The 20,406-nt window shown below is 65.2% G+C and carries 21 protein-coding genes; 19 read left to right on the top strand and 2 right to left on the bottom strand.

Annotated features, from left to right (window positions below):
• The first annotated feature begins 132 nt into the window (after positions 1–132).
• From J7E83_RS00350 to J7E83_RS00310, 9 genes are all read left to right on the top strand, one after another.
• A complete protein-coding gene (locus tag J7E83_RS00350; RefSeq protein ID WP_214958444.1) occupies positions 133–939 on the top strand; it encodes a response regulator transcription factor in 807 nt (268 codons plus the stop codon).
• Entirely contained in the window at positions 926–2,149 is a 1,224-nt protein-coding gene (locus J7E83_RS00345; RefSeq protein ID WP_214958443.1) for a cell wall metabolism sensor histidine kinase WalK, read from the top strand. Before J7E83_RS00350 ends, J7E83_RS00345 begins: the two co-directional genes overlap by 14 nt.
• On the top strand, positions 2,139–3,692 hold the full coding sequence (locus tag J7E83_RS00340; RefSeq protein ID WP_214958442.1) for a molybdopterin-dependent oxidoreductase: 1,554 nt from the start codon (positions 2,139–2,141) through the stop codon (positions 3,690–3,692). Before J7E83_RS00345 ends, J7E83_RS00340 begins: the two co-directional genes overlap by 11 nt.
• The gene (glp, locus tag J7E83_RS00335) at positions 3,689–5,038 is read left to right on the top strand and encodes a gephyrin-like molybdotransferase Glp (protein ID WP_251043259.1); all 1,350 of its coding nucleotides are present in this window, start codon (positions 3,689–3,691) and stop codon (positions 5,036–5,038) included. Before J7E83_RS00340 ends, glp begins: the two co-directional genes overlap by 4 nt.
• Entirely contained in the window at positions 5,026–5,520 is a 495-nt protein-coding gene (gene moaC / locus J7E83_RS00330; protein WP_214958441.1) for a cyclic pyranopterin monophosphate synthase MoaC, read from the top strand. The genes glp and moaC overlap by 13 nt, the downstream gene beginning before the upstream one ends.
• Complete coding sequence (locus J7E83_RS00325; protein ID WP_214958440.1) at positions 5,517–6,053, top strand: MogA/MoaB family molybdenum cofactor biosynthesis protein; 537 nt, start codon at positions 5,517–5,519, stop codon at positions 6,051–6,053. The genes moaC and J7E83_RS00325 overlap by 4 nt, the downstream gene beginning before the upstream one ends.
• On the top strand, positions 6,043–6,504 hold the full coding sequence (locus J7E83_RS00320) for a molybdenum cofactor biosynthesis protein MoaE (protein ID WP_214958439.1): 462 nt from the start codon (positions 6,043–6,045) through the stop codon (positions 6,502–6,504). The genes J7E83_RS00325 and J7E83_RS00320 overlap by 11 nt, the downstream gene beginning before the upstream one ends.
• Positions 6,505–6,653: 149 nt before the next feature.
• Positions 6,654–7,412 (top strand): 4-hydroxy-tetrahydrodipicolinate reductase, encoded by a 759-nt coding sequence (dapB, locus tag J7E83_RS00315; protein ID WP_214958438.1) that lies wholly within the window; start codon positions 6,654–6,656, stop codon positions 7,410–7,412.
• A gap of 3 nt (positions 7,413–7,415) precedes the next feature.
• Positions 7,416–7,892 carry a hypothetical protein gene (locus tag J7E83_RS00310; RefSeq protein WP_214958437.1) on the top strand — a complete coding sequence of 159 codons (477 nt, stop codon included), beginning with the start codon at positions 7,416–7,418 and terminating at the stop codon, positions 7,890–7,892.
• A 51-nt stretch (positions 7,893–7,943) separates the two neighbouring features.
• Here J7E83_RS00310 and J7E83_RS00305 read toward each other — a convergent pair whose 3' ends face one another.
• A complete protein-coding gene (locus J7E83_RS00305) occupies positions 7,944–9,179 on the bottom strand; it encodes a heparan-alpha-glucosaminide N-acetyltransferase domain-containing protein (RefSeq protein ID WP_214958436.1) in 1,236 nt (411 codons plus the stop codon).
• A gap of 111 nt (positions 9,180–9,290) precedes the next feature.
• Between J7E83_RS00305 and J7E83_RS20980 the strand changes: the two genes are divergently transcribed.
• The 8 genes from J7E83_RS20980 to J7E83_RS00265 all read left to right on the top strand — a co-directional run bounded on the left by J7E83_RS20980 (position 9,291) and on the right by J7E83_RS00265 (position 18,283).
• Positions 9,291–9,830 (top strand): hypothetical protein, encoded by a 540-nt coding sequence (locus J7E83_RS20980; RefSeq protein WP_251043258.1) that lies wholly within the window; start codon positions 9,291–9,293, stop codon positions 9,828–9,830.
• 67 nt (positions 9,831–9,897) lie between these two features.
• The gene (locus J7E83_RS00295; RefSeq protein WP_214958435.1) at positions 9,898–10,644 is read left to right on the top strand and encodes a carbon-nitrogen hydrolase family protein; all 747 of its coding nucleotides are present in this window, start codon (positions 9,898–9,900) and stop codon (positions 10,642–10,644) included.
• Positions 10,645–10,742: 98 nt separating this feature from the next.
• Complete coding sequence (dapA, locus tag J7E83_RS00290; protein ID WP_214958434.1) at positions 10,743–11,651, top strand: 4-hydroxy-tetrahydrodipicolinate synthase; 909 nt, start codon at positions 10,743–10,745, stop codon at positions 11,649–11,651.
• 62 nt (positions 11,652–11,713) lie between these two features.
• Positions 11,714–13,405, top strand: a complete 1,692-nt coding sequence (locus J7E83_RS00285) for a ribonuclease J (protein ID WP_214958433.1) — start codon at positions 11,714–11,716, stop codon at positions 13,403–13,405.
• A 174-nt stretch (positions 13,406–13,579) separates the two neighbouring features.
• Positions 13,580–16,546 (top strand): DNA translocase FtsK, encoded by a 2,967-nt coding sequence (locus J7E83_RS00280; RefSeq protein WP_214958432.1) that lies wholly within the window; start codon positions 13,580–13,582, stop codon positions 16,544–16,546.
• Positions 16,547–16,569: 23 nt separating this feature from the next.
• Positions 16,570–17,202, top strand: coding sequence for a CDP-diacylglycerol--glycerol-3-phosphate 3-phosphatidyltransferase (gene pgsA, locus J7E83_RS00275; protein WP_214958431.1), 633 nt, complete (start codon positions 16,570–16,572; stop codon positions 17,200–17,202).
• Positions 17,199–17,678, top strand: a complete 480-nt coding sequence (locus J7E83_RS00270) for a CinA family protein (protein WP_214958430.1) — start codon at positions 17,199–17,201, stop codon at positions 17,676–17,678. The genes pgsA and J7E83_RS00270 overlap by 4 nt, the downstream gene beginning before the upstream one ends.
• 152 nt (positions 17,679–17,830) lie before the next feature.
• The gene (locus tag J7E83_RS00265; RefSeq protein ID WP_214958429.1) at positions 17,831–18,283 is read left to right on the top strand and encodes a helix-turn-helix domain-containing protein; all 453 of its coding nucleotides are present in this window, start codon (positions 17,831–17,833) and stop codon (positions 18,281–18,283) included.
• Between the two features lie 75 nt (positions 18,284–18,358).
• Here J7E83_RS00265 and J7E83_RS00260 read toward each other — a convergent pair whose 3' ends face one another.
• Positions 18,359–18,886, bottom strand: coding sequence for a MarR family winged helix-turn-helix transcriptional regulator (locus J7E83_RS00260; protein ID WP_214958428.1), 528 nt, complete (start codon positions 18,884–18,886; stop codon positions 18,359–18,361).
• 41 nt (positions 18,887–18,927) lie between these two features.
• Here J7E83_RS00260 and J7E83_RS00255 point away from each other — a divergent pair, with 41 nt between their 5' ends.
• Both J7E83_RS00255 and recA read left to right on the top strand, forming a co-directional pair.
• The gene (locus J7E83_RS00255) at positions 18,928–19,152 is read left to right on the top strand and encodes a DUF3046 domain-containing protein (RefSeq protein ID WP_214958427.1); all 225 of its coding nucleotides are present in this window, start codon (positions 18,928–18,930) and stop codon (positions 19,150–19,152) included.
• A 189-nt stretch (positions 19,153–19,341) separates the two neighbouring features.
• On the top strand, positions 19,342–20,397 hold the full coding sequence (gene recA, locus J7E83_RS00250) for a recombinase RecA (RefSeq protein ID WP_214958426.1): 1,056 nt from the start codon (positions 19,342–19,344) through the stop codon (positions 20,395–20,397).
• The last annotated feature ends 9 nt before the right edge of the window (positions 20,398–20,406 follow it).

Raw genomic sequence — 20,406 nt, 5'->3', positions numbered from 1 at the left:
GAATTCAGGCTACGCCACCTTGGGCCCCTTCATCGCGCCCGTGACGCCCGGGAATCTTACGGAAGTCCTACGGTTCCCCTCAGGACCGCCAACTCCGCAGCCGCGGCGCTCCGGCGAACCTATGCTGGAGGAGTGAACAGGTCCCAGCCGCAGGAAACGGCCGACGTCGGCAATCGCCGGATCCTGCTCGTCGAGGACGAGCAGACAATCGCCGGTGTGGTGTGCGACTACCTGCTTCAGGCAGGATTCCAGATCGACCTCGCCCGGGATGGATTCGTAGCCCTGGAACTGGCCGCATCCCGACACCCGGACCTGGTCATCCTCGACCGGATGCTCCCCGGGCTGGACGGTGTGGAGGTCTGCCGCAGGCTCAGGAAGACCATGACAGTGCCGGTGATCATGCTCACGGCACTTGGCACAGAAGACGACAGGATCCTGGGACTGGAAGCCGGCGCTGACGACTACATCACCAAGCCGTTCTCGCCGCGGGAACTGGTGCTCCGGGTCAGATCAGTGCTCCGCCGCAGCCTGCAGGAGTTCAGCCCCGAGCCTCCCGTTGAAGTGGCCGGCTTCGAACTGAATCCCTCAGCCCGCACAGTTACCCATCAAGGCAGCCCGCTGGCCCTGACCGCCCGCGAGTTCGACCTTCTGGCCTTCCTGCTCCGCCGGCCCAACCAGGCGTTCAGCCGGGAGGACCTCATCAAGGCCGTGTGGGGATGGGATTTCGGTGATCTTTCCACCGTCACGGTTCACGTCAGGCGGTTGCGCGAGAAGATCGAGGAGAACCCCCAGCATCCGATCCTCCTGAAAACGGTATGGGGAGTGGGATACCGGCTGGACGTCCCGGATCGCTCTGGAGATCCCGCCTCCGATAATGCGTCCGCCGAAGCGACACTGGCCTCCCAGGAATTGAGCGGGGCATCAGATGCAGGGCAGTGAGCTTTTCGCCATCATCGGCTGGGCACTGCTGTGGGCGGTCGTCGTCGGGGCGGCGGCACTGCTGGCCCTGAAATCACTGCGCCGCGCGTCCTTTGCTGTCCAGATCTGCGTGGTTGTCCTGGCCACCGTGGCTGTCCTGACCGCTGGAATGGTCAGCGCCTTCAACGCCATGTTCATTTCCGCCAGGGACCTGGAAGTCATGTGGTACATCCTGGCCATCGCCTCCGCGGTGGCAGTTGCGATAGCCCTGATACTCGGAGCACGGGTCTCGCGGAATGCCCGGGTCCTCCTGGAAGCCGCACGGAGCATCGGCAGGGGCGAGAAGGCCGGCCCCGCCGCGCCCGTCATGGGATCGGAACTGTCCGCGCTCGCCAGTGAACTTGCCCTAAGCAGCCGCCGGCTCGAGGAATCCCGGGAGCGGGAGGCCGCCGTCGAGAAGTCACGCCGGGAACTGGTGTCCTGGATCTCTCACGATCTCCGTACGCCGCTGGCCAGCATGCGCGCCATGGCGGAAGCACTGGAGGACGGCATGGCAGGAGACCCTTCCGCCTACCACCGAACCATCATTGCCCAAACGGATCAGATGGCCGGGATGGTTAACGACCTCCTGGAACTGTCCAAGATCCAGGCCGGGACGCTGCGCCTCAACGCTGAGCCTCTGGACCTGTATGACCTGGCCAGTGACGCCCTCGCGGATCTGGCGCCCCTCGCGGCCCGCCGGGGCATCACGCTCGACGGCGGTGGTCACCGTGAGAGCCTGGCACTCGCTGACGGGCCCTCGGTAGGACGTGCTGTCCGCAATCTTGTCCTGAACGCCGTCCTCTACAGCCGGCCCGGATCACAGGTCACGGTCACGGTGGGCCGCCAGGACGGGAGCGCCTCTGTGTCAGTAACGGACGGTTGCGGCGGAATCCCCGTGGAAGACCTGAAACACGTCTTCGAAACCGGATGGCAGGGGAGCCAGGCACGCTTGGACCCGGCGGGGCCTGACATGACCGGCAACGCCCCCTACAGCGGCGCCGGCATTGGGTTGAGCATGGTGGCTGGAATTGCCCGCGCCCATGGTGGCAGCATCAGCGTGGAAAACGTCGGCGCCGGCTGCCGCTTCACACTGCGCCTTCCCGCAGAGTTGACTGACAGCGCCGCCCTGGAACCGCCAACGGAGGCCGCCGAGACGCACGACAGGACGGGAACCCACCATGCGGCGTGACGGGAACGTGCATGACCGGAATAGCCGGTGGGCTGCCGCCTCCGGAGTAGTCGCCGCCGGCACCGGCCTGGTACTGGGCGAACTGCTGGCCGGGCTCGTTAGCCCGTCGGTGTCGCCCATGACGGCGGTTGGTGGAGCAGTGATCGACGCCGTTCCACCGGGGGTGAAGGACGCAGCCATCGCGCTGTTCGGGACGGCCGACAAGATAGCCCTCCTGACCGGAATGGTGCTTGTCATTGCCGCCCTGGCCGCGCTGGCCGGGATCATCGAACAGCGCCGCCGGTTTGCCGGCGTCGCGATCATTGCGGTCTTCGGGCTGGTCGGAGTGGCGGCCGTCCTGACCCGGCCGCAAATGACACCCAACGCCGTGGCTGTCCCCTTGGTGGCAGCGGTGGTGGGCGGGATCCTGCTGAGGCTGCTCACCCGCCGGCTCGGGGAATGGCAGGGGCGGGCCCCTGAAGGCGTTGAAGGTGCCCGCCGACGTACCTTCATGCGGGCCCTGGCCGGGGGTGCCGCAGTGACAGCGGTGGGCGGCGTTCTGGCCGCAGGATGGCGAGGTGCGGCGGCCGGCATCAACGAAGCCAGGCAACGGCTGCAGCTTCCGGATGCAGGATCGCCGGCGCCGGCCATCCCGGCCGGTGCGGAGGTAAGCCTGGACGGCATGGAGCCGCTGGTAACCCCCAACCGCGATTTCTACCGGATTGACACAGCCCTCTCCGTGCCGGCGATTGACCCGGACAAGTGGATGCTACGGGTCACTGGCATGGTGGACCACGAGATTGAACTGGGTTTCGCGGAGCTTCTGGCCAAACCCCTGATCGAACGGCACGTGACCATCGCCTGTGTGTCGAACGAGGTTGGCGGCGACCTGATCGGCAATGCCCGTTGGCTTGGCTGGCCGGTCCGGGAGTTGCTGGCCATGGCCGGGCCCCAGACCGGAGCGGACATGGTGCTGTCACGGAGCTCGGATGGCTGGACCGCAGGCACTCCGCTCGAAGTCCTCATGGACAGCAGGGACGCGATTCTGGCGGTGGGGATGAACGGCGAACCGCTGCCTCTGGAACACGGCTTTCCGGTACGGATGATCGTGCCCGGGCTCTATGGTTATGTGTCCGCCACCAAGTGGCTCACGGAGCTGAAGGTCACCAGGTTCGCGGACGACGTCGGGTACTGGACGCCCCGGGGCTGGTCAGCCCGCGGGCCGATCAAGACGTCGTCCCGGATCGATGTACCCCGCACCGGCCGCCAGGTAGCTGCCGGAAAAGTAATGTTCGGAGGGGTAGCCTGGGCCCAGCACAACGGGATCGGGAAAGTGGAACTCCGGGTCAACCGCGGACCATGGCAGATGGCAGCCCTCGCGCCTGGGATCTCGCTGGACACCTGGTACCAGTGGACGCTGGGCATCGACCTGGCGCCCGGGCAGTATGAGGTCCAGGTGCGGGCCACAAACCTCAAGGGCGAACCCCAAAAGGAGGAAAGCAGGCCGGTTGCGCCGGACGGAGCCACAGGCTTCCACACGATTAGAGTTGACGTGAGACCATGACGGCCGCAACCGAAGGCAGGACCATGCACAGCCCTCCGCATCAGCACGGCCAGGTTCCCAGGGAGGATTCCGGCCACGGCTCCACCCAGGATCACGGCAGGCACGACGGCGGCACGCACCAAGCGGTCCACGCCGCGAGGTCCGTGGCGGCACACCGGGCCGCCGTGCGGGAGTTGCTTGCGCCCCTGCGCTCCACGGACCGGACGGAAACACTGCCCCTCCGTGCGGCCTTGGGTAAAGGGCTGGCGCAGGACATCACAGCGACCGTCAGCCTCCCGCCGTTCGCCAACTCACAGATGGACGGCTTTGCCGTCAACACAGCTGATTTGCCCGACGCCGGCGCGGAGCTGCGGGCGGTGGCTGCCGTTCCGGCTGGTGCCGTCCCGGCCCGGCTTGAGCCGGGCACCGCCGCCCCCATCATGACTGGTGCCATGATCCCGGCCGGTGCGGACGCCGTCGTACCTGTGGAACGTGCGGTGCCCGACAGGTTCCCGCTTGCAGACGACGGGAGCCGGGAAAACAAAGTGTGGCTGCCTGCCACGGCGGCCGGGACATTCGTTCGGCGCATAGGAAGCGATGTCCAGGTGGGGGAGCTGGCGCTCGCGGCGGGGGCTTTCCTGGGCCCAGCCCAGCTTGGACTCCTGGCAGCACTGGGAATACCGGAAGTCACCGTGTACCGCCCCGTGACGGTCCTCCTGGTTACCACCGGAGACGAAGTCGTCGAACCGGGCCAGCCCCTTGAGCAGGGCAGGATCTACGATGCCAACGGCACCCTGCTGGAGAGTGCCATGCGGCAGGCAGGCCTCACGGTGGTTCGCACAGCGATCTCCACTGACAAGCCCAAGGAGCTGCGGGCGCTCCTGCGCGCCGAAGGACCGGCAGTGGACCTGATCGTCACCACCGGCGGCGTCAGCAAAGGTGCCTACGAGGTGGTTCGCCAGGCGATGGAAGGGCAGCAGGCCGAGTTCCTTCACGTGGCCATGCAGCCCGGCGGTCCGCAGGGAATTGGCACTTTCGACGCCGTGCCTTTCCTTGGATTCCCGGGAAACCCTGTCAGTTGCCTGGTTTCCTTCGAAATGTTTCTCCGTCCCGTGCTGGCCGAGCTCTTCGGATCTCCGGCGCCGCGGATGCCCGTCCGTGCCAGGATTGCGGGCGGACTCAGCTCGCCTGAACACAAGCACCAGGTCCGCCGCGGGAGCCTCCGGGCGGACGGGACAGTCCGGCTGGAGGGCGGCGAAAGCTCCCATCTGATGCATGCCCTGGCTGGTTCAAATGCGCTGGTGCACGTGCCTCAGGGGGTCTCGGCGCTCGCTGAGGGCGACGAGGTGGAAGTATGGATGCTGTGAATGCAGAACAGAGCCCGTCCGCCCTGACGCATATGCGCGGGGACGGTACCGCCCAGATGGTAGACGTGTCGGCCAAAGCCGAAACCACCCGCCAAGCCACCGCCACGGCCACCGTGCGGACCACCAGCGAAGTGCTGGACCTGCTGGGATCAGGCGGCCTGCCTAAGGGAGATGCCCTCGCCGTTGCCCGGGTGGCGGGCATCATGGCCGCAAAAAAGACGCCGGAACTTATCCCGCTGTGCCATCCGTTGCCGCTGTCGAAGGTGACCGTTGACTTCGAACTCAGGGCCGATTCCGTGGCCATCCTCGCCACGGTCAAGACCCGTGGCGTCACGGGTGTGGAAATGGAAGCGCTGACGGCTGCGTCTGTGGCCGCCCTCAGCGTTTACGACATGATCAAGGCCGTGGACAAGCATGCCGTGCTCATGGACATAAAAGTGCTGGCGAAAAGCGGCGGCAAGAGCGGGGACTGGACACTATGAGCAGCACCACTGGGAACACCTTGAACCTGCCCGAACCGCACCGGCACGGAGACGTGCAGGGACGGAAGGCCGGCGTCGTCATCGCGTCCACCCGGGCCGCCGCGGGCATCTACGAGGACGAGACCGGCCCGATCATCATCGATTGGCTCACCGAGCACGGGTTTGAGGCCTTCCCTGCCATGGTAGTTCCGGATGGCGAGCCCGTCGGGGCGGCCATCCGTGCCCTCCTCACCCAGCATCCCGCCGTCGTGATCACCAGCGGCGGGACCGGCCTCAGCCCTGACGACCGGACCCCGGACGTGACCCTCCCGCTGCTGGACCGTGAAATCCCGGGAATCATGGAGGCCATGAGACGCGCCGGGGCAGCCAAGACGCCGCTCGCTGCGCTGAGCCGCGGCCACGCCGGATCCCACGGCAGCACGTTCATCGTCAACCTGCCCGGATCACCGAAGGGAGTCATGGATGGGCTGTCCGTCCTGGACCCCGTGATCGGGCACCTGTGCGACCAGCTGGAGGGCGGCCATGGGCACTGAATCGGTTTTCGAAGTGGTCCACGCAGTCCTGAGTGCTGAGCCCATCTCTGTTGACCAGGCCATTGCCGCCGTGGAATCGGACACCGCCGGTGCGGTGGTCAGCTTCAGCGGCGTCGTCAGGAACCACGACGGCGGCAAGGCAGTGGAGCGCCTTAGCTACAGCGCGCACCCGACCGCCCACCAGGTCATGGCCGACGTCGTGGCGCGGCTCGCGGCCGAGCAGGAGGCCGAGGGGTCATCCACCCGGCCCGTTCGCATCTGGGCAGCCCACCGGATCGGGATGCTGGAGATTGGCGATCCCGCGCTTGTGTGTGCCGTGTCGGCCGCGCACCGCGGCCAGGCCTTTGCGGTCTGTTCCGAACTGGTGGACCGGATCAAGGAACAGGTGCCCGTTTGGAAGGAGCAGTTCTTTTCGGACGGCACCGTTGAGTGGGTAGGCGCGGCCGGCTGAGTCTGTGGTCCGCCGTACGCCTCGCGCTGTCCGAACAGCGGCCGTTCCCCAGGGATCCCTCCGAGCGGTCAGGTGAGGGCGGCTATATGCGAGGTAACGCATAGCGCCCGGTTCAGTCCCGCCCCCGGCCCGACGGTAGGGTTAAGGCCATGACCGAACAACTAGCAGTCGCCGTCCTGGGCGCCAACGGACGCATGGGCGCAGAGGCCATAAAGGCCGTTGAAGCCGCCGCCGACATGAAGCTCGTAGCGGCACTGGGACGCACTGACTCGCTGGACCAGTTAGCTTCGTCCGGGGCCAGGTATGTGGTGGACCTGACGGTTCCCGAAAGCACCGAGGCCAACGTCCGGTTCGCCGTCGAGCACGGCATGCACGCGGTGGTGGGAACCACCGGTTGGGATGCCTCACGGCTCTCGGCCCTGGAATCGCTGCTGGCCGCCCGGCCCGAGACCGGCGTGCTGATCGCCCCCAACTTTGCCCTCGGTTCAGTGCTGGCGTCAGCGCTTGCCGCCAAGGCCTCAAAGTACTTCGAGTCCGTGGAAATCATCGAACTGCACCACCCCGACAAGGTGGACGCACCTTCCGGCACGGCCGTCCGCACTGCCCAGCTCATCGCCTCCGAGCGTGCAGGGGCCGGTGTCCCGCCCAGCCCCGACGCCACAACCAGCGAACGTGCCGGCGCACGGGGATGCGACGTGGACGGAATCCGCGTGCACAGCGTCAGGCTCCGTGGCCTGGTGGCCCACCAGGAGGTGCTCCTCGGCGGGCCCGGGGAACAACTGACGTTCCGGCACGATTCGTTTGACCGGGCCTCCTTCATGCCCGGCGTGCTGCTGGGCCTCCGCAACGTCGCCGCGCACCCGGGACTCACGGTGGGCCTGGACGGCTACCTGGACCTGGGGTTCTGAGCCGTGGGCTTCATCGCGGCGTTCCAGAAGAACCGCACCAAGATCTGGGTGGGCGCAGTGACGCTCCTCCTGGTCTTCTACCTGCTGGTGTCCTTCCAACGGTCCGTTCTGCTGCTCCTGGACACTAACCTGACGGCTAAAGCTATTGGCGCCGCGTACCTGGTACTGCCCATCATCGGCGCGTGGGCCATGATCCGGGAGCTGATGTTCGGGGCGCGCACTGAGCAGATGGCCAGGGTCCTTGAAGCGGAGGGAGGATTGCCGGTGGACGATTTGCCGCGCACTCCCGGTGGACGGATCGTCCGCGCGGCGGCGGACCAGGAATTCGAAAAATACCGGATCGAGGCTGAGACGGCGCCTGATGACTGGCGTTCCTGGTTCCGGCTCAGCTGCGCCTACGACGCCGCCGGGGACCGCAAGCGCGCCCGCGCCTCCATGCGCGACGCCGTCCGCCTCTTCCGTTCGAAGCTTCCGGCCTGAGCGCTGGCAGTTGCCGGTACCGGCTGGCTGCGGCCCGCTAGTCCGGCGCGCTTAACGGAGTTTGTTTCCTTCATGGCGGCCCAGTTGGTTCGCGGCATGTCCCAGCCATTCGAGCGGGCCCCGCCATTTCAGCAGGACAAACACCATGCCCACAATGATGGCTGTGGCCGCATGCGCGAAGTACATCCCGTCTTCCGTCCAGCCAGCCGGAAGCGGCTTCAGGTAGAACGCCGCCACCACCCACACATGAGCCGAATACAAGGTCAGCGTCATGGCGCCCGCTCCGCGCAGCGGCAGCAGCAAGTCAAGGTTGAGCCAGTCAGCCAGCCTGCCAAGCAACAGGCACGCACCCACCACAGCCACCGCCACGCCGGAGGTGTGGGCCAGGTCAAGGGTAGTGCCGGAGTGCGGTGCCGCTGACGCCAGCCACCACCACGATCCCTCCTGTTGCACGCCCGCGAGGTTGACCTGCAGCACGCTGTCCAGGGGGTAGCCCGGGGCATTCAGTACCTCCTGGAGGGCGGCCCTGCCGCCCCAGTTCTCCATCGCTGCCGTGCCCAAAGCCTTGGCCAGGACAGCCAGTACCGTGCCGCCGGCCAGCAGCAGGACCGGAATCCTGGCCTTCGTCAAAGCAAGCCGGCCGATGGCCAGGCCCACCAGCAAATACGACATCCACTGGAACACCGGGTAGTAACCGGTGAAGAAGACGTCGCCCAAAAGCCGGGAGGGCGTGGCCAGGTCCTCCCAGGACGGATTGTGGTCAAGCTTCAGCGGCGGATAGGACGCCATGAGCCAGGGACGAAGCAGGTAGGCCAACACCGGGGACGCCAGGATCCAGCCGGCGGCCCAGGCGCACAGGATCCCCGGTCTCAGGCCCAGGAACGGCAGCACACACAGAAACAGCACGGCGTAATGGACCAGGATGATGGCCAGGTTTACTTCCAGCCCGCCCAGCGTTAGCCCGACGGCGGCGATCACCCCCGCGCGGAGCGCGATGCCTCGGCGGGCCGCGCCCAGGGCCCTCCCCGCTGCCGGCACCTGCTTTCCCGTGGACAGTGCCAGTCCGATCCCAGCCAGCACCGCGAACAGGGCAGCGGCGCGGCCCGAGAACGTGAGGCCGATCCAGGTGGGAGTGAGGCTCGCATTGGCCTCGAAGGTGGGAAGCAGGTGCGTAGCCATCATGCCAAGAAGCGCCAACCCGCGGGCCGCGTCGATGCCGCGCAAGCGGTCCGCGGCAGATGAGCTCCTGGGCGCCCTGGAAGGTGTTGCCGTGGCACGCGAGGTCATGAGCCGATGTTCTCACACCAACCTCCTGGCCGGCGGTCAAAGTGGTTATCCGCTGGCGCCGAACAGGAGGAACTCTTGTATTCGAATATATGTTCGAATACAATTGACGCCATGCAGACTCCCTCCCAGCGGCTTCCGTCCCAGCGCATTCCATCGCAGCGACCCCTGTCCGAGCGTCCTGAGTCCGAGCGTCCTGGGTCCGGGCGTCCTGGGTCCGGGCGTCCTGTGGCGCACAACGTCCGGTCTCAGCAGCAGCCGGGAACGGACACGCCGTCGAGGGCAGCACCCGCACAAGTGGCAAAGGACGACGGCGGTCCCTCACAGCCTGCAGGGTTGATGAAGGCCATGAGCCCCGGAGTTGTGGACTATCTCTTCCGCCAATTGGTTGCGGGTGAGTCGCCGGAGGACGTTCAGTGGCAAAAAGAGGGCATCACGCTCTCGGCCCAGCCGCCGGGAGCGGAACTGGCGCGGAGGCTGGCTGAAACGGACCTTGAGGCACTCACGCCCATAGAGCTGTTCCACTATGTCAGGGCGGCTCAGCGGCTGGCGTCCTGGGCAGAGGGGCTGCGGGAGGAGGCAGTGGCAAGGTACTGCCGCCCCGCGGTGCCTGCTGGTGACCCCACAGCCGGGAAACCTGCCCCGTCGCCATAAGGACTTCGGCCAGTGGCGGAACCACTGCGGTTCCCTAGGAACCACGGCGGTTCCCTAGGATGAAGGTGTGAGCGATGCCCTGACTGTTTCCGCTGTCCAGTACCAGGCCCTCGACGGCGGGGTTGTCCCCAATGCCATGGAGCACGTCCGCCTGATCGAGGACGCCGAATCCCACGGGTCCCGGCTCGTGATATTTCCGGAGCTCTCACTCACCGGCTATAACCTGCCGTCGCTGAAGACCCCGGAGAACTGGCTGGAGCCGGACGACCACCGGCTGGGGGACATCCGCGAAATCTGCCGCCGCACAGGAATTACGGCCGTGGTAGGTGCCGCCTGCCATGAAACGGATGGCACACCCCGCCTGGCTTCCTTGGCCATCCATCCCGAAGGCATCATCCAGGCCGCGTTCAAGACGCATCTCCACGGCCAGGAACTGGAAATGTTCGCTGCCGGCGACGGCGCCGTCCTCCTTGAGCTTGACGGCTGGAAAATCGCGCTGGCCATTTGCTTCGATGCCGCGGTTCCTGCCCACTCCGCCGGCGCCGCTGCAGCAGGGGCAGACGCCTATGCCGTCTCGGCCGTCTACACCCGGCAGGAAGAACACCGGCTGGCGCTGCACCTGGGCGCCCGGGCCACGGACAACAGAATGTTCGGTGTCCTGGCCAATCTTGGCGGAACGAGCACGCTGGGCCCCTCATGCGGGCTCAGTGGGTTCTGGGGTCCCGACGGCCTCCTGATGAAAAGGGCGGCCGGAACAGGCGCTGAACTGGTGACGGCCATTCTCCAGCGGAGTGCGCTGCGGAAATTCCGGTGAGCCATCTGGCCCCTCATGACACCGCAAGCCCGTTATTTGACGATCATCACGCCACCGGCATTGTCCTAACCAGCCGCCAACAGGGTAACGTTTTTTCCATGGCTGACACTTCCGCGAACGTTCCTGCTCTTGGTACCCTCCTGACCGCGATGGTCACGCCGTTCACCAAGGACGGCAAAGTGGACTACCAGCAGGCGGCGGAATTGGCCGGCAAGCTCGTGGACGACGGCTGCGACGGCCTGGTGGTGACCGGAACCACGGGCGAAACCTCCACCCTGACAGATGAGGAAAACCTCGGAATGTTCCGCGCCGTGAAGGAGGCCGTCGGAGGACGGGCCGCCATCATCGCCGGCACCGGGACCAACGACACTGCACATTCTGTGCATCTCTCCCAGCAGGCAGCTGCGCTCGGTGTCGATGGCCTCCTGCTCGTCACGCCGTACTACAACAAGCCCAGCCAGGCCGGCGTCCGCGCCCACTTCGAGACCGTGGCCTCATCCACGGACGTGCCCGTCATGGTCTACGACATTCCTGGCCGCTCCTCCATTGCGATAGAGCCCGAGACCATGATCCGTCTTGCGCAGCACCCCAATATCGTGGCCGTCAAGGATGCCAAGGCCGACTTCGCTGCCGCCACGCGCGTCATGGCTGAGACCGACCTTCTCTTTTACTCCGGGGACGACGGACTGACTCTTCCGTGGATGGCTTTGGGCGCCGTAGGCCTGGTAGGTGTCACAACACACGTTGCCACCCGCCGTTTCCGTGAGCTTATCGACGCCGTCAATGCCAATGACCTCGGAACGGCCCGCAAGATAAACTTCGAACTTGAACCCGTGGTGCGTGCAACGATGACGCGCGTCCAGGGTGCCGTTGCGGCCAAGCAAATTCTTAAATGGCAGGGAGTCCTGCCCAACTCAGTCGTCCGTTTGCCCCTCGTGGAGCCGGACGAAGCCGAGATCGAAACCATCCGCGAGGATTTGGCGCAAGCGGGGCTGGTCTTTTCCTGATTCAGGTGTTTTCCCTGATCGGCAACGACCTGCCCGGCAACCCGCCTGGAAAGTAGTGCACTATGACCCAAACCGCCCTTCCCGGCCTTGTCACGCCCCCGAAACTCGCCAAGGACACCTTGCGCATCGTGCCGCTTGGAGGCCTGGGCGAGATCGGCCGCAACATGACCGTCTTTGAAATCGACGGCAAGCTGCTCATCGTCGACTGCGGCGTCCTCTTTCCGGAGGAAACCCAGCCCGGCGTGGACCTGATCCTTCCCGATTTCTCCTACATCGAGAACCGCCTCGCCGACATCGTCGCCGTCGTCCTGACCCATGGCCACGAAGACCACATCGGAGCAGTTCCTTACCTGCTGCGCCTGCGCAGCGACATCCCCCTCGTGGGATCGCAGCTGACGCTGGCCCTGATCGAGGCGAAGCTGCAGGAACACCGGATCAGGCCGCTGACCCTCACGGTCACCGAAGGCCAGGTGGAGAAGTTCGGCCCGTTCGAGTGCGAGTTCGTCGCGGTCAACCACTCCATCCCGGATGCCCTCGCCGTGTTCCTCCGCACCGCAGGTGGATCCGTGCTGCATACCGGCGACTTCAAGATGGACCAGCTGCCCCTGGACGGGCGCATCACCGACCTGCGCCACTTCGCCAAATTGGGTGAAGAAGGCGTCGACCTGTTCATGTCCGATTCCACGAACGCCGACGTCCCGGGCTTCACGACCGCCGAGAAGGAAATCGGCCCCACCCTGGACCGGCTGTTCGGCCAGGCTACAAAGCGGCTGATCGTGGCCTCATTCTCCTCGCACGTTCACCGCGTCCAGCAGGTCCTTGATGCCGCGGCAAAGCACAACCGCAAGGTGGCCTTCGTGGGCCGCTCGATGGTCCGCAACATGGCTATTGCCGCAAAGTTGGGCTACCTCGACGTTCCTGATGGCCTCCTTGTCGACATCAAGAACATCGACAACCTGCCGGATAACCGCGTCGTGCTGATGTCCACGGGTTCGCAGGGCGAACCCATGGCGGCGCTGTCCCGGATGGCCAATGGCGATCACCGTGTGGTGGTGGGCGACGGTGACACGGTCATCCTCGCCTCGAGCCTCATCCCGGGTAATGAGAACGCGGTATTCCGCATCATCAACGGCCTGCTGAAGCTTGGGGCCGACGTGATCCACAAGGGCAACGCCAAGGTCCACGTCTCGGGCCACGCCGCCGCCGGTGAGCTGCTTTACTGCTACAACATCCTTGAGCCGCTCAACGCGATGCCGGTACACGGCGAGACGCGTCACCTGATTGCCAACGGCAAGATCGCCTTGGACTCAGGCGTCCCCGACGAGAGCATCCTGCTGGCGGACAACGGCACCGTCATCGACCTCCACGACCACCAGGCGGACATCGTAGGCCAGGTCGAAGTCGGTTTCGTCTATGTGGACGGCTCCAGCGTGGGCGAAGTCACGGAAGCCGACCTCAAGGACCGCCAGACCCTTGGCGATGAGGGCTTTATCTCCATCATCACGGTCATCCACCGCGCCACCGGCAAGGTGGTCTCCGGACCGGAAATCCACGCCCGCGGCGTCGCCGAAGACGATTCAGTCTTCGACGAGATCATCCCCAAGATCAACGCAGCGCTGGAGGAAGCCGTGCTCAACCGCACGGACCACACCACGCACCAGCTCCAGCAGGTTGTCCGCCGCGTGGTGGGCACATGGGTCAACCGGAAGCTCCGCCGCAAGCCCATGATCATTCCGGTGGTCCTTGAGGCGTAACAGCGACAGGAATTCTTTCGGAAAGGCAGTCTTCCGAATAAGCAAAGGCCCGGTTCCACTGAACCGGGCCTTTGCTGTCGGAAGGCAACCATGCCATGAGCCGGCCAACATGGGGGACCCGGAACCGCTCGGAAATCCGCAGGATTCCGGCCCGGTTCGGGTACGGTGGCAAGTATGGCCACTCGTACCACTTCCGCGCCCAGGGGCAATACTGGCGGCAATGCTGGCGGCAATACCGGCCGTAGCACCGGGAGTAAATCCGGCAGCTCCGCCGGCCGCGGTGCCGGTTCCCCAGCATCCAAGACCGGCCGGACCGGCACTTCCGCCGGTGCCTCGCGCACCCGCCGGCTCCCCGTCGTCGAACAGCGCCAGCCCTGGCTCCTGCGCGTGGTGGGCGGTGCCTGGCTCGGGATCGGCCATCTGGTGGGCGGTGGCGTCCGCAGGATAGGCCACGATGTCAGCGACCTGCCCACCGAAGAACGCCGTGACGGCGCAGCCCTGTTCAACCTGGGACTTGGGGTTTTCATCGCCACCTTCGCCTGGTGGGGACTCACCGGGTGGTTCCCGGACACGGTCTACAGCGTGGTCAACGGCACATTCGGCTGGATGTCGCTGCTGCTGCCGCTGATGCTGTTTGTCTGCGCCTTCCGGCTTTTCAGGCGGCCAGCGGACGGTCGTGGCAATAACCGGGTGGGGATCGGCTTCCTCATCATGACCTTCGCAGGCTGCGGCCTGGCCCACGTCCTGGGCGGCCAGCCGACTGTTGCGCAGGGATTCGACGGGCTCCGGCAGGCGGGAGGCATGCTCGGCTTCCTGGCCGCATCACCGCTCGCTGCCATCCACGCCGCCGTTCCAGTTGCCCTCTACGGTCTGCTGGCATTTGTCTCACTGCTCATCATCACTGCCACGCCGTTCGGTGCCATTCCCCGCCGCCTGCGCGAGGGATACGAGCACCTCATGGGCATCGACCTCCTGGAAGCAGACGAGGACGGCGCCGGCCATGACCGCAGCTACCTCTACGAAACTCCGGCCGCCGCGGCACCCAAGAAGAAAAAGCGGCGGTTCTTTGGCAAGGACGAGGAGAAGGACGCCGGACTGGAAGGCTATGTGGGCGACGAAGCCTTCGAGCACGCAGTCATCGACGACGACGCACCAGCCGATGGGGTGAAGGGGGGCCAGGAACCGGGCCTTGCGCCTGGTGTCCGCCGCCCCACCCAGGCCGAAATCGCTGTCGAGAAGATCAAGGCGGCGCAGGGCCTGGGCACCGCCGGGAAAGCATCTGCGGGGGAGAACGCCACCGAGGCCATCCCGCTCGTGACGCCCGGCATGGTTGCCGCGGGCTCGCTCAACCCCGTCCAAAGCGGTGCTCCGTCAGGCGTTCCCCAGGTTCCGGCCCGACCTGTCACCCCCGCACCGCTGCCCACTCCTATTCCGCAGCGGACGGAGCAGCTGTCACTGGCCGGGGATGTCACGTACACCTTGCCGTCGTCGGACGTTCTCACGCCTGGCTCCATCCCCAAGGAGCGCACAGAAGCCAATGACGCGATTGTGGCGTCCCTGACGGAGACCCTCAACCAGTTCAACGTCGAAGCGCAGGTGACCGGTTTCAGCCGGGGTCCTACCGTGACGCGGTACGAAATCGAACTGTCCCCGGGCACCAAGGTGGAGCGCGTCACCGCCCTGTCCAAGAACATTTCGTACGCCGTAGCCAGTTCGGACGTCCGGATCCTGAGCCCCATCCCCGGCAAGTCGGCCATTGGCATCGAGATCCCCAACACCGACCGTGAAACCGTCTCCCTGGGCGACGTGCTCCGGAGCCAGAACGCCCGGCGGACGGACCACCCCATGGTCATGGGCGTGGGCAAGGACGTCGAAGGCGGCTACGTCGTAGCCAACCTCGCCAAGATGCCCCACCTGCTGGTGGCGGGCGCCACCGGTGCCGGTAAGTCGTCCTTCGTGAACTCCATGATCACGTCCATCCTGATGCGGGCCACTCCGGACGAGGTGCGGATGGTGATGGTGGACCCCAAACGCGTGGAACTGACCGCGTACGAGGGGGTTCCGCACCTCATCACACCCATCATCACCAACCCCAAGAAGGCTGCCGAGGCGCTCCAATGGGTGGTCCGCGAGATGGACGCCCGCTACGACGACCTCGCCAACTACGGCTTCAAGCACATCGACGACTTCAACAAGGCGGTCCGCGCGGGGAAGGTCCAGCCGCCGGTGGACTCCAAGCGGGTCATCCGGCCCTACCCATACCTGCTGGTGATCGTGGATGAGCTCGCGGACCTCATGATGGTGGCCCCCCGCGACGTCGAGGATTCCATCGTCCGCATCACCCAGCTCGCGCGTGCCGCCGGCATTCACCTGGTCCTGGCCACGCAGCGTCCGTCCGTGGACGTTGTCACGGGCCTGATCAAGGCCAACGTGCCTTCGCGGATGGCTTTCGCCACGTCCTCGGTCACCGACTCCCGGGTGGTCCTGGACCAGCCCGGTGCCGAGAAACTCATCGGACAGGGCGATGCCCTCTTCCTGCCCATGGGCGCCTCGAAGGCCATGCGCGTCCAGGGCGCCTGGGTCACTGAATCCGAAATCCACAAGGTGGTGGAGCACGTCAAGGGCCAGCTGAAGGCCGTCTATCGTGACGATGTTGCCCCTGAAGCGCAGAAGAAACAGATCGACGACGACATCGGCGATGACCTTGAAGTACTGCTGCAGGCCACCGAACTGGTGGTTACCACGCAGTTCGGCTCCACCTCTATGCTCCAGCGCAAACTGCGTGTCGGTTTCGCCAAGGCTGGACGCCTTATGGACCTGCTCGAGTCCAGGGGAGTGGTGGGTCCGTCCGAAGGGTCCAAGGCCCGCGATGTCCTGGTCAAGCCAGACGACCTGGCGGCGGTCCTTGCCGCCATGAAGGGCCAGGACGCACCGGCCGCGGCAGACTCCCAAACGGCCGCGCTGAGTGACAACGCCAACGCGAATATTGCCCAGGGTGGCTACGCCGAAGACCTCGTGGCAGCTGATCTGGATCTGCGCGCCCAGAACGTTGAGTATTACGACGGTGCCGATTCGCCGTCGGGCTCGTACGGGGACGACGAGGACGGTTCCGAAGACGCCTGGTCACTCACCGGGCGCTAGCCCAAAGAATGTAGCCTAGGAGGGTGACTAGCACCGAAGCAACCGCAGCCGGCCCCAGCAGTGCGGGGATCTGGAATCTTCCCAATATCCTGACCATGCTCCGCATTGCCCTGGTGCCGTTCTTCGTCTGGTTCCTTCTTGTGGATGCCCCCGGGCTGCACAGCCAGTCAGGGCTCTGGCGCTGGGCGGCGGTGCTGGCGTTCGCCGTCGCGATCTACACAGACAAGCTCGACGGCGACATCGCCAGAAGCCGCGGCCTCATCACCGACTTCGGCAAGATCGCCGACCCCATCGCGGACAAGCTCCTGATCGGGTCCGCCCTGGTGATGCTCTCCGTCCTCGGGGAACTGCCATGGTGGGTGACAATCGTCATCCTGGTCCGGGAATGGGGCATCACCGCGCTGCGTTTCTTCGTGATCCGCTACGGTGTCATTCCGGCCTCGCGTGGAGGCAAGCTCAAGACGGCAGTGCAGACCGCCGCAATCTTCCTCTATCTGCTGCCGCTCGCTGCCTTGGCCCCGTGGCTTGTATGGGTGGCCTTCGCCGTCATGATGGCAGCAGTTCTGATCACGGTCTGGACCGGCGGCGAATACGTCGTGGAAGCGCTCCGGCTTCGGTCCCGCGGTAAACGCCATGGAACAAAGGAGCCGACGTGACAAATCTTCACCACCTCGCCGAACAGGCCGTTGAGAGTGCCGTGGGCGGGGGAGTCACCGTCGCCACGGCCGAATCGCTGACCGCGGGCATGGTTTCGGCTGTGCTCGCCGACACGGCCGGCGCCTCCGCGATGCTGCAGGGCGGAGTAGTGGCCTATCAGAACTCGGCAAAGGTGGACGTCCTGGGCGTTTCGTCCGAACTGCTGGCCGCCGTCGGATCTGTGGATGGCGATGTTGCTGCTGCCATGGCCGCGGGCGCCCGCAACATCCTCAACTCGGACATCGGGGTGTCCACCACGGGGGTGGCCGGCCCCGAGGAGCATGACGGGAAAGCCGTCGGAACCGTCTTCATCGGCATTGCCACGGCGGAGGGCTCAACTTCCTTTGAGTACGGATTTACCGGAAACCGCGCAGAGATCCGCGGGCAGGCCTGCGGGGCTGCGCTGGAAAGATTGCTTGCCGCCCTGTCCGCCTGAGGCTACCGGGCGTAAAGTTGCCGGGAACAAATCCTGGTACCCATTAGTTATTACATTGTGTCGCTTCCGGAGAGCGGGGGCGCTTAGGATGAATAAACCACCACGGTTCGCTCCACGGCGGACCGGACTTATGAGGGAGCAAGGCGATACAGATGGTTAAGCAGCCCGTATCCGTAAACGGCGTTGTCCGCTGGAAGGATGTGGGCCTCGCCGATCAGGCCAAGAGCGAACAGAAGGAGCGCAAGATGGTTGTACTTCGTCACGAAATTGGTGATGTCCTGCGCGATGTCCGCCAGCGCCAGGGCCGCACGCTCCGTGAAGTCTCGCACAGTGCCCGTGTTTCCCTGGGGTACCTCAGTGAAGTCGAGCGGGGCCAGAAGGAAGCGTCATCTGAGCTTCTGTCCTCCATTTGCTCCGCCTTGGACGTACCGTTGTCCAGCATGCTCCGCGAAGTCAGCGACCGTGTTGCCGTCGCCGAGGGCGTTGCAGTGCCAGACACCGTTCCCCAGGAATTCTCGCAGCGTTACGGCCGCGACCTTGAGCGCGACCTGGGTGCAGAACTCACCAATGAACTCTCCAAGGGCCTGCTTTCCGGCGCACGCTAACGTCGCCGCCAGCGCCCGACCCAAAAGTCACCACAAGGAAGCCTCCGGCCCCGGCCGGAGGCTTTCGTGTGCCTGCTACTTGGAAGTGCCGGCCTGCGCCGGTCCGTCCTTGGGAAAGCCGTCGCGTTCGTAGATGGCGTTGAGCTTGGCCATGTACTGGGCCAGAGTCTGCAGCTCCTCGAGCGGCCATTCGCCCAGACGCTCGCGGAAGACTTGGCGGCGGGCATCCTGGACCTGGTGCATCTTCTCCTCCCCTTTTTCCGTGAGGCGGATCGACTGTGCCCGGCCGTCCAGCGGATCGGCTTCCTTGGACACCAGCCCGATGCTTTCCAGGAATGCGATCTGCCGGCTCACAGACGGCTTGCCGACGCCGAGGCTCAGCGCGAGGTCGGTGAGCCTGATAGTCCCCTCCCGCCGGATCACCGTCAGCAGGCCATACGCCGCGGGTTCCATGTCGGGGTGGACCTGGCGCGACAGTTGGTGGGAGACGGACCGGGCGCGCCGCCAGAAGACGCTGATCTGATGCTCCACGGTCTTCAGCGCTGCATCAACGGTATCGCCGGCAGGACCTGTAGCAGCGGGGACGTCAGGGGAGTTGCTCATGGCAACAATTCTAGGGTCCGGGACCATGAGAGACTCTATTGGTGCGAATCAGTGACTATTGGCGTCTGATGGATGACGAATTCGGAGCAGGGTATTCCCGGGTCTTGAGCAGCACGCTGGTTCTGGCAGGAGTCGGCGGACGCACTGCGGACCAGGCCTTGGCCGCCGGAGTCAGCCCCCGGAATGTGTGGCTGGCGGTCTGCGACGTACAGGACGTACCCTCCGAGCGCCGCCTGGGCCGTGACCTCAAGCCGAATCGCGACTGACGCCTTTTGTCCTGACACGCCGCCCGATTGTTCGAATACCTGTTCGGGTAAAGCTATGATTTTCCTAGTGGTTTATCCACATAGCCGATGTCATCCGGCGTGAATGTCAGAGGGTGCCATTAGCGTCAGAGATGACCAATAACGGCCGCTGAGGCCACTCCAAAGCGAGAAACATTAGAGGTGTGAACCATGGCGGCAGCCCCGGATCGTGCAAAAGCGCTGGAAGCAGCGCTGGCCCAGATTGACAAGCAGTTCGGCAAGGGCTCGGTCATGCGGCTGGGTGATGAAGTACGCGCCCCCATCGAGGTCATACCCACCGGATCAATTGCCCTGGACGTAGCCCTCGGGATCGGCGGCCTCCCACGGGGCCGCGTCGTGGAGATCTATGGACCGGAATCCTCAGGTAAGACCACCGTGGCCCTCCATGCTGTCGCCAACGCCCAGCGGCAGGGAGGCATTGCGGCATTTATCGACGCCGAGCACGCCCTGGATCCTGAGTACGCCGCCAAGCTGGGGGTGGACACGGACGCCCTCCTGGTGTCGCAGCCGGACACCGGCGAGCAGGCGCTGGAAATCATGGACATGCTGATCGGTTCCGGTTCCCTTGATGTCATTGTCATCGACTCCGTGGCTGCCCTGGTTCCGCGTGCGGAAATCGAAGGTGACATGGGTGACAGCCACGTGGGCCTGCAGGCCCGCCTCATGAGCCAGGCCCTGCGTAAGATCACGGGCCGCTTGAGCCAGACCAAGACCACCGCCATCTTCATCAACCAGCTCCGCGAGAAGATCGGCGTCTTCTTCGGCTCGCCGGAAACCACTACCGGTGGTAAGGCGCTGAAGTTCTACGCCTCCATCCGCATCGACGTCCGCCGGATACAGACCCTCAAGGAAGGTGCAGACTCGGTGGGCAACCGGACCAAGGCCAAGATCGTCAAGAACAAGATGGCACCGCCCTTCAAGATCGCCGAGTTCGACATCATCTACGGCCAGGGGATTTCCCGCGAGGGCGGCATCATCGACATGGGTGTCGAACACGGCATCATCAAGAAGTCGGGCTCGTGGTTCACCTATGACGGCGACCAGTTGGGCCAGGGTATGGAGAACTCACGCAGGTTCCTGCGCGACAACCCTGAACTCGCGGCAGAACTGGAGCGACTGATCAAGGAAAAGCTCGGCGTGGGGGTTAAGCCTGCCGCTGCCGAGTCGAGCGACACTCCGAAGCTGAAGGCCGTTGACGGTTTCTAAGGGCGAAGC

The sequence above is a fragment of the Arthrobacter sp. ISL-48 genome (assembly GCF_018613805.1).
Lineage (GTDB): Bacteria > Actinomycetota > Actinomycetes > Actinomycetales > Micrococcaceae > Arthrobacter.
This window is presented reverse-complemented; position numbering and strand designations above follow the sequence as displayed.